The sequence below is a fragment of the Adlercreutzia sp. ZJ242 genome, assembly GCF_011038995.1.
GTDB lineage: Bacteria > Actinomycetota > Coriobacteriia > Coriobacteriales > Eggerthellaceae > CAAEEV01.
In genome coordinates this window covers 1-18,241 of the sequence record NZ_JAAKEE010000046.1, presented here as the reverse complement: position 1 = coordinate 18,241, position 18,241 = coordinate 1, and the positions used below count along the sequence as shown (strand labels likewise).

The window sequence follows — 18,241 nt, the reverse complement described above, 5'->3', positions numbered from 1 at the left end:
GAGCTGGCCGCCGCCGAGAGCACGCTTGCCGAGGTGCGCGCGAGCCGCGAGGCGGCCGACGCGCGCGTGGAGGCGCTCGAGGCCGCCTCGCGCGACCTGGGCGCGCGCCGCGGAAGCCTCGAGCGCGAGGCGTCGGCGCTCGGGCGTGACGGGCGCAACCTGGAGACGCAGCTCGACGTCGCGCGGCGCAAGCACGCCGAGACGCAGGAGGCGCTCACCAACGGGCTGGCGCACGTGAAGGTGATCGAGAGCCATGCCGCCGAGCTCGACCTGCAGCTCGCCCGCGCGCAGGCTGACGCCGAGGCCGCCGCCGCCGAGGCCGCCGCCGCCGAGGCCGCGCTCGCCTCGGTCGACGACCAGGAGTCGGCGGCGCGCAAGCTCGTGGGAGCGTGCTACCAGGCGCGCGAGGCCACGCGCGCGACGCTCGACGAGGCGCGCGACGCCGAGCGGGCGCTCGCGGCGCAGATCCAGGCGCTCGAGGAGGTCGAGCGCGCGAGCGTGGCGGCTGACGGCCCGGCCCGCGCGTGGCTCATGGAGCATCGCGGCGAGCTTGACGGCGCGCTCGAGCCGCTCGCGCACGTGGTGCGCGCGACGGGCGGGCGCGAGGCGCTCGTGGAGGCGCTTCTGGGCGCGGACGTGTCCGCGCTGCTCGTGGAGGACGCCGCGTGCGCGTCCCGCGTGGCCCGCGCGCTGTCCGAGGCGGGCGAGGCGGGCGAGGTGTCGCTGCTCATGTGCGCCGACGGCCCGACCTGCGCGGCCGCGCACCCGTCTTCCGCGTCGGGCGCGCCGCTCATCGACAGCCTGGAGTACCCCGCCTTCGCAGCCCGCGCGGTGCGCGCGCTGCTCGGCGACGTGGTGGTGTGCGACTCGCTTGACGACGCGCTCGCGGCGCATGCCGCCGACGCGCTCGGCCTGCGCTTCGCGTCGCTTCGCGGGGAAGTGGTGTGGCCCTCGGGCAAGGTGACTCTGGGCCGCTCGGTGGTCGAGGGCGCCGACGGCGTGCTCGCGCGCGTACGCCGCTTGGAGGAGCTGAAAGCTGGGCTTGCGAAGGCCCAGGTCACCACTGAGAAGGCCCGAACCGAGGCCGCGGCGGCCGAGGAGTCGCTGCGCCAGGCGCAGGCGTCGAGCCTCGAGCTCAGCCAGCAGCTCGCCGCGCTGCGCGGCGGCGCCGAGGCGGCCCGCTCGGCGGCTGAGCGCGCCACCGAGAAGCTCTCCGCCGTGCGGCGCGAGCTCGAGGGCGTGCAGCGCCAGCGCGAGGAGGCCGAGGCGATCATCTCGAGCGCGCGCCCGAACGTGGAGTCCTTCGAGCAGCAGGTCAGCGACTTGCGCGCCCAGCTCGACGAGGCGAAGCGCAAGCAGGAGGAGGCCCAGGCGGCCCTCGCCCCGCTGCGCCGCGAGGCCCACCGCAACGCTGACGCGCTCGCGGAGGCCAAGCTCGAGGCCGCCAAGCTCGCCGAGCGCGACGCCTATACGGCCCGCCTGCGCGACGCCCGCCTGCGCGACTTGGAGCAGCTCGGGGCCCAGGCCGCCGAGTCGGCGGAGCTGCTCGTGGTGAAGAACGTGTCAGCTGCCCGCCTCGAGCCCCTGTTGGCGATCGTCGACGAGCTGGCCACCTCGGCGCGCCGCTGGACGCGCGACTTGGAGGACCGCGCCGTGGCCGCGCAGGACTCCTCCGCCGGCCTGCACGCCCGCGTGACCGAGGCGCGCGGCGCCACGCGCGCGGCGCACGACGCCTACGACGAGGTGAACGAGCGGCTCTCGGCGGCCCGCGTCGAGAAGGGCCGGCTCGAGCTGCAGGTCGAGGCGGCGGTGAACGTCATCGTGTCCGACTGCAAGACGCCGCTCGACGTGGCGCTCGCCACGCCCGAGCCCGAGGACCGCGCCGCGCTCGAGGAGGAGGCGTTCCGCCTGAACCGCCGCATCGCCAACCTCGGCACCATCAACCCCGACGCTGCCGCCGAGTACGACGAGCTCAAGAGCCGCTACGACTACCTGGCCGGGCAGATGGCCGACCTCGATGCGGCGCGCAAGTCGCTCGCCAAGATCAACCGGGTCATCGACGCGCGCATGCGGGATGACTTCGTGCGCACGTTTGAGGAGGTCAACGGCTACTTCCAGGAGATCTTCGCCACGCTGTTCCCCGGGGGCGCGGCCAACTTGGCGCTCGTGGACCCCGATGACCTGGAGAACACCGGCGTCGAGGTGAACGCGCAGCCCGCGGGCAAGCGCATCACCAAGATGATGCTCATGTCGGGCGGCGAGAAGTCCCTGACGGCGCTCGCGCTTCTGTTCGCGGTCTACCGCACGCGCTCCACGCCGTTCTACATCCTCGACGAGGTGGAGGCCGCGCTCGACGACACGAACCTGCGCCGCCTGGTGGCCTACGTCGACAAGCTGCGCGACACCACCCAGCTCATCATGATCACCCACCAGCGCCGCACCATGGAGATGGCCGACGTCCTGTTCGGCGTCTCCATGCAGTCCGACGGCGTGACGAAGGTGATCAGCCAGAAGCTCGAGAAGGCCCTGAGCTACGCCGAGTAGCGCCTCGCTTTTTCTGGATTCGTAGTTTCGATCCGAAGCCCCCGTCGCGATTGACGCGCGACGGGGGCTTCTCTTTTTCGGTAGCTATTTTGACGCCGCTTTTGGTGTTCCCGCGAGAGAGGGTGCAGCACTTCACGCGACGGCAATCTACCTAGGAAATGGAAGCCAATCCAAACTAAAGTAGGGAAGAGGAGACGGTTCGCCTCAAGGGCGCCATGCGTGCAAGCCCTGCATGTGTAGGGACCTTATCAATAGGTAGACTTTCTCATACCTTTAAATCCTCAATCATTATACCTATTCAGACCCCTCCTGAAGCAAGAATCCTGCGCATTTTGTTGCATTAAACCGATCAATTGTACTCATAAAGCGAAAAAACCGATTCTCATCAAAACGTCTACGTTTTGATGACGCTCCCGCGACCAGCTTGTGCTGGCCCGTCGAGCGTCGTCTTTGCGGACGGGGGTGAGCCAGGTTGAACGCGCAAAAAACCAGTGTTGCTGAAAGGCCCTCGGACAGCGTCGCGCTCGCCGGCATGCCCGTCGGCAGGAGATCGCCGCGCGGCAGGCGCCGGTGGTACCTGGTCCACGCCCCCGGGCGCGAGCAGGCCACCTGCGACAAGGTGCGCAAGCTCATGCCCCCCGACCTGCTGGAGGACGCCTTCGTGATGCGCAAGGAGCGCTGGCGCAAGTACCACGGTGTGTGGAGCCTCTATCCGGTGCCGATGTACCACGAGTACTTCTTCGTCGTGACGAGGGACGTGCTCGCGCTGGATAAGGAGCTTTCCAAGCTCACCTTCCCCGCGCGCATAGCGAAGGCCGACGGCAGCAGCCACTTCGCGCCGCTCTCAAAGGGCGCGCAGGAGTGGTACGAGGGCGTGCTCGACGGCGAGCGCGTCATTCGCACGAGCACCGCCGTCATCGAGGACGGCGTGCTGCATGTGCAGTCGGGCCCGCTCATAGGCCAGGAGGATCGCGTGGTCAAGGTGGACCGTCACAAGCGCTTCTGTTTCGTGGACGTAGACGGAGGGTTCGCCGAGTGCGTGCCCATGGACGTGCCCTTCAAGAGCTAGGGGCGGCCATGTGGTTCGCGATCAACGTGAAGCCGGGGTGTGAGGAGCGGGTGCTGGCCCTTCTGCAGAAGCGGGCGCTTTCCGACGGCCTTGAGGAGCTGTTCGTTCCGCGGGTTGAGGTGGGCTCGCCATGCGGAGGGTCGGTCCCGCCGGAGGAGCCCCTGGCCCCGGGCCTGCTGGTGGCCGTGGCGCCTGGAAGGCGCGAGGTCCGCGCGGCCCTGCGCCATGCGCGCGGCATTGACGGTCTGCTGCTGGACGGTCCCGGCGCTGTAGCGATGGAGCCGGGTGAGGTCGCGCTCTTAAGCGCGCTCACGCGCCCGGGCCAGCGTGTCGTCGCCCTTTCGGAGGGACTCGTCGGCGCAGGCGGCGAGGTCGAGGTGACGAGCGGTCCTCTTCAAGGCCGCGAGGGCCTGATTCGCCGCATAAGCCACCGCGGCAAGCGTGCCTACGTGCGCATGAGCGTAGCCGGGCGGCAGGTGGAGGCCCAAGTGGGCCTGAGAGTCACCTGTCGGCGGAAAACCGCAGAAGCGGCGACGGCATAGAGAAGAGCAGCGAGGGAAGAACGCGCCCTCCCATAAGGGGCGCATGGGATGAAGGAAAGGGCGAAGGATTGACACGCTGCATAGTCGACGAGACGGCAGACATATTCAATGCGGAGGCCGTAGAGGATCAAGTGGCGGCCGAAGCTGTCGGCCGACTGTGTTCGGGGCGCTTTGGCTATCGCTTTGTAAAGCGCGTCTTCGATGTTGTCTTCAGTGCATGTGTGCTGATCTTTTGCTTTGTTCCGGGGCTGGTTCTGTGCGTCTTGGTGGCGAGGGACACGGGTGGGAGTCCCATATACACCCAACAGAGAATCGGTATGAACGGAAGGGCCTTTTGCATTTACAAGCTGCGCACCATGGTCGCCGACTCCGATGACGTGGAGAGGTATCTCAGCGCCGAACAGCTTGCTCAGTGGGAGAGAGAGCGCAAGGTGGATGGCGACCCTCGCATAACGCCCTTGGGCGCGAAGCTGCGTTCCACGAGCCTCGACGAGGTGCCCCAGTTCCTAAACGTACTCGCGGGCGATATGTCCGTGGTGGGTCCGCGTCCGCTGACGCTAGACGAACTAGAGCAGCATTTCTCGCCGGATGAGCGGGCTCTCTTGCTCTCGGTGCCCGCTGGGGTTACGGGGTTCTGGCAGGTGGGATCACGTAACGACGCGTCTTTCGAGAACGGGGAGCGCCAGACTCTCGAGCTCGGCTATGCGCGTGCGGCGTCTCTTCACCTGGACGCAAAGGTGATCGCAGGGACCCTTGGGGCCATGTTCGTGAGGAGGACGGGCAGATGAGCCAATCGCTCAAGATGGTTGTGGCGTCGCATAAGCCTTATTGGATGCCGGCGGACGATTGCTATGTGCCCGTGCAGGTCGGAAGTGTGGGCAAGGAGCCCATAGACGGCTTCCTACGAGATGACACAGGTGACAGCATATCCGAGAAAAACCCGAACTACTGCGAGCTGACAGGCCTCTACTGGGCGTGGAGGAACCTTGGCGGCGACCACCTGGGCCTCGCCCACTACCGCCGGCACTTCGCAGCGAGGAGCACGGGCGGCAAAAGGACTCGCGTTGCGACTGGCGAGCAGCTCGCCGATGCCGCAGCGGCGACGGGGATCGTCCTGCCGAAACAGCGTAACTACTACATTGAGACCAACTACAGCCAGTACATACATGCGCATCATGAAGAGGACCTTGAGACAACACGAGACATAATCGCCAGACGAGATCCGAAAATGCTTTGGAAGTACGACGAGATCATGAATCGCACTCATGGGCACCGATTCAACATGTTCGTGATGCGCCGCGACCTGGCTGACGCCTGGTGCGAATGGTTGTTCGGCATTCTTTTCGAACTTGAAGGTCGCCTAGACATAACCGATTACTCTCCCAACGATGCTCGCGTGTTCGGGTTCGTGTCAGAGCGTCTGTTGGATTACTGGGTGGAGAGCAATGGCTTGATGTATGCCGAGATGCCTGTCGTGAATCTCGAAAGCCAGCATTGGGTGAAGAAGGGCGCTTCCTTCCTGGCGAGAAAGATAAGGGGGTAATTCATGGCTGAAACGAAACCGTTGATATCTGTCGTTGTGCCCTTCTATAACATTGAGGGTTGTGTGCGTTACTGCATGAAATCTCTGTTGAGCCAGACGTTCTGGGATTACGAAATCGTGTGTATTGATGACGGCTCTACTGATGGAACTGGAAAACTGCTCGACGGATACGGTGATCTAGCAAACGTTGTCGTGCACCATAAGGAGAATGGCGGGCTTTCAGAGGCGCGCAACTACGGTGTGGGTGTCGCGCGTGGCGAGCTCGTTACCTTCGTTGATGGTGACGACATTATTTCTCCTTACTACCTTGAGGCGCTTGAGAGCTGCTATAGGGAATGCGGTGGCGGAATGGCCATAGGGCAAGTTCTCTACATTAGCGAGGATGAGGCGCACAACGCCTCTATAGAATGGGGGATTCCTGCTACTAGATTGCGTATCGAGAAGCGTGACCTCATTGAAAAGTATGCATATGAGGAGATACTGCCTGCCGCCTGTTGCCGCCTCGCTCCCCTTGAACTATATAAGAACCGTTCCTTTCCGTCTGGCGCGTACTACGAGGAGATCGCGACGGCAACAGGATTTGTTTCTGATGTCGATATCGTCGCAGTGATCGAGGGTCCCATTTACGGATACGTGATGCGCCCCGGTTCAATCGTTCATCGCAAGCGAGCTCAGCTCAAGCAAGTTGAGGACTATATAGTCGCAATCGATAGCTTCGGCGATGAGGCGGGTTGGGACAAGCAAGATCCTGCCCGTATTTATTTCGAGTGCCTGCACTATTCGCGCATTTACCGCCTGCTCAATGTCGTTGCCGATGCAGGAGACGAAACAGAAGAGATTCGAAAGGCGATCGTGAGTCAGGTAAGAAGAAGCCTTGCATCACTTCTAAAGGACAACCGCGTATCGAAAGGAAACAAGGCACGGTTTGCGATTCTTGGGTTGATACCCCGTGCGTACAGTAAAGCTTTTGAAGTGTATGGAAAGCGCAGAGGCTTCCGCAGGACCGCATCTATTGGAGGCTGATGGGGTTGTCTAGTGTCGGAGGCATATTCAAGGAGGCCGCGAAGTACAGCGTACCAACAGCGCTGTCGGCGGCGCTGTCCCTCGTTCTCATACCCGTGATCTCTCACGCTTATCCGGCCAGCGAATACGGTGTGATAAACCTGTTCTACAGCTTGGGGAACCTGCTGATGACGTTTGCGCTCTTCGGTCTCGACAACGCATTCATAAGGTTTTACCAGGAGCCGATTAACGGATTAGACAACAGGAAGGCGTTCAGCCTGTCTATGCTCGTAGCGACGCTCTGCATTGTGATAGTGACATTTTGCGTCTGCCTTATGGCTCCGGACGTGGTGGCGGGGTACGTTTTTGGTGAGTCAAACTTGGTCGGACTTGTGCTTCTCGGCGCGTACTCCATAGCCTTGGTCGTCTTCCGCCTTCTTAGCGTCGTAACTCGGCAGGAGTTCAACCCGAAGGGATACAACTTTCAACAGATTGGATTGCTGTTATCTAACAAGGTGCTTTATGTGCTTGCCGCCTTTGTGTCCACAAGCTATATGCCGTCGATTACTCTCATGACCGCGCTTACCGTGATCATGGCGGTTATCTTTCTCTTAACTCACGCTCGCAAATATATTACAGCCAGAATGATCGAAATACCGAAGAAGTCCTTGCGCAAGTTTTTCGCATTTGCGCTACCCACCATGCCTGCCGCTTTGCTTATGTGGATAAACAGCTCCATTGCTAAATTGGTCTTGGCTGGCTACGGCCGATTCGAGGACGTAGGCGTTTTTGCTCTAGCGTTTACTATAGCCAATGCGTTCCAGGTTGTGCCGGCAGCGTTCTCGGTCTACTGGTCGCCGTTCATATACAGGCATTACAACGACGAGCAAGATTTGATTAAGAGAATGCAGGGGCTGTTAACGGCGCTCACCGCGCTACTCGTGATTGTTTTCATAGCGGGACAGGACATCATTTATCTTCTCGTGGGGAACGAGTACGCGCAATCTCAATCTTATTTCATGATAGTGATGCTATTCCCAATACAAACGCTCCTAGTCGAGACAATCGGTTACGGCATTTATCTATCGAACAAAACTTATCTGAGGCTCGTGACGACTGGCGCATCGGCAGCGGTGAACGTTCTGTTTTGCATGATGCTGATTCCGGCGTACGGGGGCATGGGCGCAGCTGTCGCATTGGGCGCGTCTGCCCTGATTATGTTGTTCGGAAGTCTCGTGTTCGGACAGATGAACTATAGGAGCATAGAAAGCCCAATCAAGACAGCTATTCTCTATGTGACGATCATCGCTCTGTGCATAGGAAACGTCGTCGCGTGTGAGGGCATAGCGCTTCGCATTTCGTTAATCGCGGCAGGATTGGGCACATGTGTTGCGCTTTACGGTAAGCGAGCGGCGGAATTCACGCGTACACGCCTTGACGTTAGAAAGGGTGAATGATGCAGGTAATCGTCTTTTTCGAGCACAAGATGCGAGAATTGCCGGCGCTCAGAAGGCTTCGCGACGAATTGGTGAGGCGCGGCCACGCGGTAAACATTTACTCCATAGCATTTGAGTGGTACGACGCGTATAGGCGTGCCAAGAAGAATGGGATCGATGTTCTGCTTGTGCCATGGTGCTATCGGTCCGAGCAGTTCTGGCGGTTTTCACCCTTCTACGAGGTGAACTCGAATGTAAAGATGATCAATCTTCATCACGAGCAGATAACGCCGAAACTAACCGAATGCGTGCTTATGCCGAGGGATGAAGCGGCGTGCATGTATCCATACCATTTCTGTTGGACCGAACACTTCAAGCAAGGACTCATAGATTCTGGAGTATCAAAAGAAAGGGCATTCGTTGTTGGGAACCTGAGGTTAGAGTCCGTTTGTGCGAACGAAGCAGCACGTCAAGAGCTGGCGGAAGCATATGAACTCGATCCCAGTAAGAAATGGATACTATACGCAGAGTCGAGGCGCATTGACGATATAAGCATAAGCAAAATCAGATACGACTTTCATGAATTGGCGAACGTAACCGTCGCTGAATGCGATAGGTATTTCAACCGCTGGAAAGAATCCTTAAGCAAAACAATCAGCCAGATTAAGGCGCTACCAGACGATTTCTTCGCAAGCTACGAGTTTATATACAGACCCCATCCGGGTTCGACGATAGATTTCGACATTGGACAGCATCCGAAGATTATTTCCGAACGCCCTATTTCTGATTGGCTCAAATGCGTTGATTTCTTCTGCACATGGCAGAGTACCTCAGCCTTCGAGGCTGAGATGTACGGTCTTCCAGTTGTGTTTCACGAATCGGTTCCTATTCCCGCAGAGGAACGCATGCCTGGCGTAAGCGACTACTTCAGCATCGAAGACATAGGGGCCATCAACGACAAGGTTCTCGAAAGCTGCATGCGCAAAGAGAATGTAGCACCGATATTCGAGAAGTACATCGGTCGGTATTCGGAATTGACTGCTGCATCATATGCGGATGCTATCGAGGCGATAGCATCTGTGGATGAATCATTGCCGATAGTTCCCTATTCCAAGTATTGGATCGGAAAAATGATCGTATCAGAAGCAATTATTAAGGCGATGAAAATGCTCGGGCTGATTCGCAAACTTCACTGGCCACATACAGCATCGATGATGTACGAAGATATTCCTTTTGGAGATGACAAATGCAAAGATTTGCATTAGATAAACCGGGCTCAGCATTGACGAAAGAAGTGAATAGGTTCAGCATCGAAACGTGCAATCTGCGTCATTTAGGTTCAAGCAGCAATGACCGGCATGTATTCTTTTTGGTGCATCTTCTTGTCGGAACGGTGCTTTTCGTATGCGCAAGTATACCCACATGCGAAACAAGTGTCATTTCATTAGCATGCTTCGTTTTCTATTTATTCTATCTTGCAGTATGCAATTTGAAGTTCTTCTTCAAATACCTATTCTTCGTGTTTGCCGTTGTGACTAACATCACAGGTGTAGCGTCCTGCGAGTTTAGTGATATATACCTTAGCGAACTCGTGATCCAATCGGGGTTCGTTGGTTCACTGCCTCTCATCATATTCTCGCGATGGGTTTTTCTGGTCTTGCTTATCTGGCTTGATTCGCGATATGGAAGAGATGTCGATGGAAACCGAGCTAATTTGATAGAGCTCAGAGTATCGAAATGGTTGGCAATAGGTACAGCCATTACCCTCTTCGTGTTCTTCCTCGCTTTCATAGATGTCGCCAGATATACACCAGCATTTGCATCTGGCGTCAACAGATTTAATTGGGGCTTAAGTCACAGCGATCGGCTTGTGCCACGGCAGTTGCTCGACAACATGATCTACCTGCTTATTTTTCCGGCTATGTCAATTCGCTATGGTGGAAAGAGATTGGGTGCAATTACGATAGGGGTATATCTTGCCTACTCACTGTGGATTGGTATTAAGTTTGGCGGACACTTTCAGGCGTTGTGTATTTTTATCTGGGTCTACTATGACCGAATAATAAGAATTGATAGCAAAAAACTGCAAAAAGCCGCTTTTGGTATATTACTTTCCGTACTGATTCTTGTTCTTGGGGCAGTGCAGTTGCATTCTTACTCAGCGTCCAGCGAGTTTTCTGCACCCAAATACCTCTTAAGCAGAACGGCTCAGCAAGGACAGCTTTGGTGGCGAACTTATGACCTTAGCAAGACAGCTAATATCGACCAATTTGATAATGAGATATCCGTTATTCTTCATGGCGACCCTACTGAAGAATATAACCATGTGGGATCGAGTCAAGGCTTGTACATGATTATGTACCTAACTGCTCCTCAAGGCGTAGTAAATACTAAACTTGCAACGAGTAGCTCCTATACAGAGGGAGGATATGCGGCTGCATACTACTACTTTGGGTCTATCGGTCCTGTTCTTTTTTCTATTCTGATCGCCTTATTAATAACCTTCTTTCTCAATTCATGTTTGAGAGCATTGGCGAAATCACGCCTTATTGACGCCGTTGTATATTTACGACTGGTTTTTATGACGATAACCTTAATGAGCATGTTTCATCTTGGCCTGTTCGGACCAATATCCTTAATTTGCTATGCCTACCTAATCTTGTCACGATTGCTTCAGGCCACTAAGCGTTCGAGACCTTTACGGGCTTCGGGTAATGAGACGAGAGATCCGTCATTGCGCCTGCTATCTGGGCAGTGAAGCCAGCTGCGGAAATGATCATTGCACTTGTTTAAGCAGGAAGGATAACTATATGCGAGCAATTGCCATTGTGCCAGCGCGTGGCGGTTCAAAGGGCATCCCTCGAAAGAACATGAGGCTTATGGGCGGTAGGCCGCTGATATCCTATGCGATAGAGAATGCCCTTGGATGCGGCTCGATAGACTCCGTCGCTGTTTCCTCGGACTCCATGGAGATACTGTCTTATGCGGGTCAGTACGAAGGCGTACTCGCGCTCGATAGGGCTTCGGAGCTTGCGCGCGACGCAGTGACGCTCGACCCCGTTGTATACGATGCCGTTTTGCGAGCGGAAGAAGCCCTGGGCGTGGACTTCGATGTAGTGATTACGTTGCAGCCGACGTCGCCCCTGCTGAGCGCGCGTACTCTTCGCGAAGCGATTGACGCCTTCGAGCAGGAAGACGTGGACACGATGATCAGCGTCATCAACGCTCCGCACCTCAGATGGAAGGAAGACGGAGGCGCGATCGTACCCGCATACTCCCGACGACTGAACCGACAGCAGCTGCCTCCAAACTATCTTGAGACCGGCGCTTTCCTCATTACGCGGCGAGCGAGCGTAACCGAGTCGAGTCGAATTGGGCAACGCGTGGGCGTCTTCGAAATGCCGGAAGACGAGGCGACCGACATTGACACCTGGCGGGATTGGGCGGTGTGCGAGGCCGTGCTCGGGCGTAAGAGGATTGTGTTCAGAGCCGACGGCTACAAGGAGCTTGGGCTTGGCCATATATACCGGGCGCTCACCCTGGCCTACGACATGACCGAGCATGACGTAGTATTCGTATGCGACAAGAAGCATCAGCTTGGCATAGAGCGGCTTCGGGCGGCAAACATGACTGTGGTCGAAGTAGGCGGAGACGATGGGCTCGTCGCCTGGCTCGAAGGCTATCGTCCAGATGTGTACGTGCACGATTGCCTGGATACCAGCACCGAGCTCATGCGGCGAATCAAACCGCATGTCGGACGGCTCGTGACGTTCGAGGATCTCGGCGACGGAGCACGGGAGGCCGACGCTGTGGTAAACGCCATCTACGAGGGCGCCTCTCGGCACCTTAACGTATACACAGGCAAGGCCTATGTTGCGCTCCGCGACGAATTCCTGTCGACTAGCCCTAAGGAGTTCGGCGAGCAGGCTCACCGCGTGCTCGTGATGTTCGGGGGGACCGACCCCCTCGATCTTTCTGCTCGGGTATATAGGATGGCGGAGGACTACAATGCCGGCGGGATACGCGCCGAGTTCGATTTCGTGCTGGGTTCTGGATACGAGGGCGCAGTGCAGAACGGTAATCCTGATTTGGGGATAGGGGTCACGCGCGATGTTGTGCGCGTCAGCGACCACATGAAGCTGGCTGACATGGCCTTTTCGTCGCAGGGGCGCACCACCTTCGAGTTGGCGAGCATGGGCGTGCCCACCATCGTTCTCGCCCAGAACGAGCGAGAGCAGCTGCACCGCTTCGCGCAGATGGACAACGGGTTCATCAACCTTGGCCTTGGGTCGGAGGTTTCCGACGAGGACATACGCTCGACGTTCGAGTGGCTTTCGGGATCGGTGTCGATACGCAAGGAGATGCGGCGACTGATGCTGGACAACGACCTGAAGTCGGGAATCGGCAAGGTAAAGAGGATCATCTTGGGAGAAACGCTATGAACACGCTGGTTGACAGGATCGAATCGGGCGAGTTTACGCTGATCGCGGAAGTCGGAGTGAACTACTACGACATCGCGACGCAGCGCGGCATAAGCAACATGGAAGCCGCCAAGCTGATGTGCCTTGAGGCGCGCGACGCTGGCGTGCATGCGGTTAAATTCCAGACCTACAAGGCCGAGACGCTGGCGGCAGCGGCTTCCCCCTCGTACTGGGACACGAGCGAGGAGCCCACGACGAGCCAACGGGAGCTCTTCAAGAAGTACGACTCGTTCGGCGAAGCGGAGTACCGCGAGATTGCTGCTTACTGCGCTGAGATCGGCATCGACTTCTGCTCCACGGCATTTGATTTCGAGAGCGCAGACTACCTCGATCCGCTGATGGACGTGTACAAGATATCGTCGAGCGACCTGACCAACCACCCGTTTATCGAGCATCAGGCGCGAAAGGGCAAGCCCATCATCATGTCAGTGGGCGCTGGTGATTTGGACGAGATGCGTGCAGCCGTTGACGTTGTTCGCTCTGTGAGCGATGCCCCGATAGTGCTGTGCCATTGCGTGCTCGAGTATCCCACGCCCTTCGCGCACGCGAACCTGCGGCGTATATCTTCGCTGAAGCTGGAGTTCCCTGGTCTGATAATCGGATACTCCGACCACTGCAGGCCAGATATCTGCGCAGACGTAATCAAGAGCGCCTATGTATTAGGGGCCCATGTGATCGAAAAGCACTTTACGCTGGACAAGACGCTGCCCGGCAACGACCACTATCACGCTATGGATCCGGATGACGCGCGGAGGATCATTGAGGGCGTGACATTCGTCGAGAAGCTTCTGGGGAGTCCCGAGTTGGGATTCTCCGAGACCGAGGCGGCGGCGAGGCTGAACGCGCGGCGCTCAATCGTATCCGCTGTAGATATTCCGGCAGGAATGAGGATCGCGCGTGAGATGCTGAGCTTCAAACGACCTGGAACTGGGATATCGCCGCAAGATATCGATAAGGTAATCGGTCAAATGACGAGCATGGACATACCGGAGGACACGATCATGGATTGGGATCTTCTGGCGTGAGCGAATTCCCCTCTTAGCTTCGAGTATTCGCTGGTCTGTTTGCGTGGTCTTAGCTGGGTGAATGGGCGGGAATCTCCAACATTCGTCTCGGTTTCGACTAAGCCCTAGCAATTAGGCGCTGCTTTACGATCGGTTTCTCTTTTAAGATGTGGAGCGTATTATGGCAAAAGCTCATGTAATCATTTCAGGGTCAATCTTGGTGGTCTTTCTGGCTGCTGCGCTTTGCCCTGTCTCAGCGTTGGCAGAGGGGCTCGAAGCCGTTGGGTCTTCGAGTTCGGCAGAATCTGCTGCCTATTCAGCCTCTTCGACTGCAGCTGACCCCGATCTCATCACGAAAACAATCCAGAATACCAACAAGTTTGGTTTGGAGATAGCCTACAACAAACCCGTCTGCGGCCAGCCGACCAGCTTCTCGATTCGATCAACTGACGAGTCTGAAGCTAAGCCATATAAGTACATGATGCAAACCGTCTACATTACGGACCGTGATGGGCGTGAGTATCTCATCGACCCCACCCGCCAGAGCTACGGAGGTGTCGGCGAGCGCGATTTCTCGTTCACCTTCCACGCCTCGGGTAGTTACGAGGTCTATTTCTACGCTATTGACGCTGTCAGCTACCAGTACGGCCGTCCGTTTGTCCTGAACATTGTCATCGATGACCCCAATCATCCGTCGGTTGAAGCGACTGCGGACGTCGTAGCCGCTGAGCGTCTTGCCGCCGGAATGGAGACGGACTACGAAAAAGCCCTCTGGGTTCATGATTGGGTGCTTGACCACTGTACGTACGACAACTCTCTCACGTATTGCAGTGCGGAAGGCGTTCTTGCCCGTGGAACGGGGACGTGCGAAACATACCATCGTGCCTACGTCAGGTTGCTTGATCGCCTTGGTGTGGAGAGTAGACGCGTGACTGGCAATGGACGCGTGTGGACGCTCGTGAAGATGGGTGGCAATTGGTGTCACGTTGATCCGACATGGGATGATGTTGACTACTCGTATACCACCTTAACACGGGATGATATGCGTCACATGTACTTCGGCATGACCGATGGAGTATGCAAGGCTGCCCACTCGGATCACAGGCAGCCTATTGACGGCTGCGAGGCGAGTTCTGCCGGCAACAGCTGATTTGCCGAAACTGGCCGCGCCAACTACTGGGCGGACGTTTACGAGCCTTTGATCCTGGAGAGGATTGAAGCTGGTGAGAGCGAATTTGCGGTTCAGCTCGGGAATCCCGAGGCGATCTGGCCTGACGTCTATCAGGCAGCTGTTTTTGATGAAGTCTCGGCTGTTCTGAATGAAAGGCTATCTCCAAATTCCATTAGAATCGGTTTTAATGCAGACAGCATTACGGTAACGGCAGAGCCCGCATGCTCGATAAAGGGGCATCCCGCCGACGCGTCGGGCCCTCTCGGGGGCTCGGTGAAGTTCTCGGTCCTCGCGCCGGGCGCCGTCTCCTACCAGTGGGAGTCTTCGTGCGACAGGGGGAAGACCTGGTGGGCGATGTTCGAGGACACGGCGCAGTCCGCAGAGGTCACGGTCGGCTGCGAGGCCTTCCGCGACGGCCGCCCGTTCAGGTGCAGGGTCACGTTCGCCGATGGCACCCAGGCGCTCAGCGAGCAGGCCTGGCTCGCGATTGGTAAGTAATGCGGGAGTATCATGTGAGTTTAGAAGACGAAAAAGGCAAAATCTACCAGGACTTTTGCTCGTGGTCGAGGTCATGTACTTGCAAGATGTTGCGCGCGGCTATGACATCGATACATGACGGGCTCACGAACCTCGAGCTTGAGCGCAAGGTCGGCTTTAGGCCGTACAGGAGGAAGGCTCCGCGCAAGCCAACCTGACGTTAACGCTTCTTCCTGGCGACTTGTTGGCGATGCAGGGCGTAGGGCTTATAATATCCGCAAGTCGTTGTATATCTGCTAGGAGTTGCGGGAGTAAATATGCGCATACCACGTGACAGATACCTTCAGAAGCTCATCGACAGGATGGGCAACGGCCAGATCAAGGTAATAACCGGGGTCAGGCGCTGCGGAAAGAGCTTCCTCGTTTTCCGATTGTTCCGCGAGTACTTGAAGGAGATCGGCGTCCCCGACGACCACGTCATCGAGGTTGCACTTGACGATGATGACAACGAGAAACTGCGCGACGTAGGTAGCCTGTCCCGCCATATCAAAGAGCGAATCTTAGAACAAAGCGGCATGTACTACGTCCTGCTCGATGAGGTTCAGCTCGCGATTACGCGCGAAGAGATGCGCAACCCTGACGTTCAGGTGCGACTGTACGGGCTGCTCAACAGCCTCATGCGCAAGAGCAATGTCGACATCTACGCGACGGGAAGCAACTCGAAGATGCTATCGAAGGACGTCGCGACCGAGTTTCGCGGTCGCGGGGATGTCGTGGAGGTCCACCCGCTGAGCTTCTCCGAATACTACTCCTACGTTGGCGGGGACAAGGTAGCTGCGCTCGACAGCTTCCTTGTGTTCGGTGGGATGCCGTTAGTGCTGGCGAAGAACGATGCGCATGCCAAACGCGAGTACCTGAAAAGCCTGTTCAACGAGGTGTACATGCGCGATATCGTCGAGCGCTACGAGATCGAGAGGCCGTCTGTGCTTTCTGAGCTTGCAGAAGACCTCTGCTCGTCAGTCGGATCGCTCACAAACGCCAACAAGATTTCCCGCACCCTGAAAACTGTAAGGGGAACAGCGGTGGACAACGAGACGATAGCCGCCTACTTGAACCACCTCACCGAGTCGTTCCTGTTCCGCTGCGCCAGGCGCTACGACGTGAAGGGAAAGCGCTACTTCGAGTTTCCAAGCAAGTACTACTGCGAGGACGTGGGCCTGCGCAACGCCTGGCTGGGCTTCAGACAACAAGAGGAAACTCATCTTATGGAGAACGTGATCTACAACGAGCTCGTTACGCGCGGCTACGCGGTGGACGTCGGCGTCGTCGAGGTCTCCGAGAAGGACGGCGACGGGAAGCTCCGTCGCAAGAAGGTGGAGATAGACTTCGTCGCTACAAAGGCTCCGACTCAGGTCTACATCCAATCGGCTCTTTCAGTGGAGAACCCCGACAAGGCGCGTGCGGAGCTGCGTCCTTTGCTGGCTGTGCGCGACTTCTTCCGCAAGGTGGTCGTCAGCAAGACCACCTTGCCACCATGGGTCGACGACTCGGGGATCATCCGCATGGGGATATACGATTTCCTGCTGGATGAGACTCTGCTCTCATAGCAGAGGGTGGCCGGCGCGTTTTCCAAGACGATATTCTGCTCATATTTTATTGCCGCGCGCTACTTAACTGCTATACGATACGGCTATCTGATGGGCGTAGCTTATGTCGGGAGGCGCGCTGATGGAGATGGCTTGGCGGGCGGACATGCGCATCGGAGCGCAGCGGAAACGGGACGTTGACGAGCGCCTACGCAAGCTCGACGACCTCCACGCTGTGCAGCAGCGGGTGATTGCTTTCTACGCGGAACGTGGGATCGCACACGACCCGCTTCCGAGCACGTTGGACGACCGCGAACTCTACGAGGAGGCGCTCGTCGAGCGCTCTGGCGAACGCGGTCTTCTGTGAGCTCAGAGCGCCTGAGCGTTTTGCAAGGGGAATAGCTGAGCAGCGGTCGCGATGCTAGAATGGCTTGTGATAGGCGAAGGGGAGGTGGAGCATGTCACCAGCGTTGTCCGAGAAGATCATCGCAAGCGATCAGATTCAAACGGGAAGCGTCGAGAGCATCGAGGTTTTGGAAGAGCTCGAGCGTCGGCGCGATCTCGTCCAAGAGGGACGCTCGAAGCTCGTTCCCGAAGATGAGAGCTGGGAGTTCCTCCGCCGCAGCGGTTGCCATGTTTAGCTACAAGATCGACGATGTCGCGTTGCTCGAGCTTCGCGATGTCGAGCGCGTCTACGTCACGTACTTCGCTCGCTTTGGCGAATACGCAAAAGGCGAGCGTTGGGCCCAGCGCTTCTACGAGGACTACCGCCAGTCGATCGAAGAGATCAAACGAGATCCGTATATTCATGGGATATGCCGTGTGCATCCCTTTGACTGCGTTGACACGACGTACCGATGCTTCACGGTGGGTTGGTTCACCATTTTCTACACCGTTGAGGGGAGCTCGGTCATTGTCTGGCATGTGCGTAGCTCGAAATCCGACTTCTCAACTCTCTCGTCGCGCTAGGGAAGCGCGCCATGCTGATGAGCGCTGTCGGATTGTCTCATAATGCCGCGAGTTGGCGGATGTGGCTCAAGCTGCGCGTGGAGCGGGCAGGTTGACCTTTCCCTCATGTTGGCTGTCCCCTTTTTCGGCGGGGCGGGGGCTATCGTGCGCTTGATGTCATAGAACCCAAGTTTTGCAGCAAAAAGAGGCCGTTTACCCTATGTGACCAGGACAAACGGCCTCTTTTCTCATGACGTTTTCTGTAGTGGAACAGCCTAGTCTCTCGGTTTTTTCACAACCGACATCACCTTGCTCATCTGCGATTTGGTCATGACCTCGCGCGACAGGTCGATGCCGACAACGTCGCAGAGCGCGTCGGTGAGATCAGTGCGGTAGTCGAAGTGATAGACGTTAGTATCGAGGCGATGGCCCGTTATG

The 18,241-nt window shown here is 57.5% G+C and carries 17 protein-coding genes; all 17 read left to right on the top strand.

Going from position 1 to position 18,241, the window contains the following annotated elements; genetic code table 11:
- The coding region (locus tag G7Y49_RS09740) for an AAA family ATPase (RefSeq protein WP_165173317.1) at positions 1–2,544 on the top strand (2,544 nt) is incomplete at its 5' end.
- 532 nt (positions 2,545–3,076) lie between these two features.
- Positions 3,077–3,613 (top strand): hypothetical protein, encoded by a 537-nt coding sequence (locus tag G7Y49_RS09735; protein WP_206214625.1) that lies wholly within the window; start codon positions 3,077–3,079, stop codon positions 3,611–3,613.
- A gap of 8 nt (positions 3,614–3,621) precedes the next feature.
- Positions 3,622–4,155 carry a transcription termination/antitermination protein NusG gene (locus G7Y49_RS09730; RefSeq protein WP_165173313.1) on the top strand — a complete coding sequence of 178 codons (534 nt, stop codon included), beginning with the start codon at positions 3,622–3,624 and terminating at the stop codon, positions 4,153–4,155.
- A gap of 68 nt (positions 4,156–4,223) precedes the next feature.
- Complete coding sequence (locus tag G7Y49_RS09725) at positions 4,224–4,943, top strand: sugar transferase (RefSeq protein WP_241157374.1); 720 nt, start codon at positions 4,224–4,226, stop codon at positions 4,941–4,943.
- On the top strand, positions 4,940–5,698 hold the full coding sequence (locus G7Y49_RS09720; RefSeq protein ID WP_165173311.1) for a DUF4422 domain-containing protein: 759 nt from the start codon (positions 4,940–4,942) through the stop codon (positions 5,696–5,698). Before G7Y49_RS09725 ends, G7Y49_RS09720 begins: the two co-directional genes overlap by 4 nt.
- A 3-nt stretch (positions 5,699–5,701) precedes the next feature.
- Complete coding sequence (locus G7Y49_RS09715) at positions 5,702–6,721, top strand: glycosyltransferase (RefSeq protein ID WP_165173309.1); 1,020 nt, start codon at positions 5,702–5,704, stop codon at positions 6,719–6,721.
- 5 nt (positions 6,722–6,726) lie between these two features.
- Positions 6,727–8,157 (top strand): lipopolysaccharide biosynthesis protein, encoded by a 1,431-nt coding sequence (locus tag G7Y49_RS09710; RefSeq protein WP_165173307.1) that lies wholly within the window; start codon positions 6,727–6,729, stop codon positions 8,155–8,157.
- Positions 8,154–9,401 carry a hypothetical protein gene (locus G7Y49_RS09705; RefSeq protein ID WP_165173305.1) on the top strand — a complete coding sequence of 416 codons (1,248 nt, stop codon included), beginning with the start codon at positions 8,154–8,156 and terminating at the stop codon, positions 9,399–9,401. The genes G7Y49_RS09710 and G7Y49_RS09705 overlap by 4 nt, the downstream gene beginning before the upstream one ends.
- A gap of 266 nt (positions 9,402–9,667) precedes the next feature.
- Positions 9,668–10,894: a DUF6418 domain-containing protein gene (locus tag G7Y49_RS09700; protein ID WP_206214624.1), complete on the top strand. Its 1,227-nt coding sequence runs from the start codon at positions 9,668–9,670 to the stop codon at positions 10,892–10,894.
- 52 nt (positions 10,895–10,946) lie between these two features.
- Positions 10,947–12,578: a cytidylyltransferase domain-containing protein gene (locus G7Y49_RS09695; RefSeq protein ID WP_165173301.1), complete on the top strand. Its 1,632-nt coding sequence runs from the start codon at positions 10,947–10,949 to the stop codon at positions 12,576–12,578.
- Positions 12,575–13,642 carry an N-acetylneuraminate synthase family protein gene (locus G7Y49_RS09690; RefSeq protein ID WP_165173299.1) on the top strand — a complete coding sequence of 356 codons (1,068 nt, stop codon included), beginning with the start codon at positions 12,575–12,577 and terminating at the stop codon, positions 13,640–13,642. The genes G7Y49_RS09695 and G7Y49_RS09690 overlap by 4 nt, the downstream gene beginning before the upstream one ends.
- Positions 13,643–13,802: 160 nt before the next feature.
- Positions 13,803–14,771, top strand: a complete 969-nt coding sequence (locus G7Y49_RS09685; protein WP_165173297.1) for a transglutaminase domain-containing protein — start codon at positions 13,803–13,805, stop codon at positions 14,769–14,771.
- A gap of 294 nt (positions 14,772–15,065) precedes the next feature.
- A complete protein-coding gene (locus G7Y49_RS09680) occupies positions 15,066–15,290 on the top strand; it encodes a hypothetical protein (RefSeq protein ID WP_165173295.1) in 225 nt (74 codons plus the stop codon).
- Between the two features lie 341 nt (positions 15,291–15,631).
- Positions 15,632–16,876, top strand: a complete 1,245-nt coding sequence (locus G7Y49_RS09675) for an ATP-binding protein (protein ID WP_206214623.1) — start codon at positions 15,632–15,634, stop codon at positions 16,874–16,876.
- A gap of 121 nt (positions 16,877–16,997) precedes the next feature.
- Positions 16,998–17,222, top strand: a complete 225-nt coding sequence (locus G7Y49_RS09670; protein WP_165173291.1) for a hypothetical protein — start codon at positions 16,998–17,000, stop codon at positions 17,220–17,222.
- A gap of 91 nt (positions 17,223–17,313) precedes the next feature.
- Complete coding sequence (locus G7Y49_RS09665; RefSeq protein WP_165173289.1) at positions 17,314–17,496, top strand: hypothetical protein; 183 nt, start codon at positions 17,314–17,316, stop codon at positions 17,494–17,496.
- Entirely contained in the window at positions 17,489–17,824 is a 336-nt protein-coding gene (locus G7Y49_RS09660) for a type II toxin-antitoxin system RelE/ParE family toxin (protein WP_165173287.1), read from the top strand. Before G7Y49_RS09665 ends, G7Y49_RS09660 begins: the two co-directional genes overlap by 8 nt.
- Positions 17,825–18,241 lie beyond the last annotated feature (417 nt).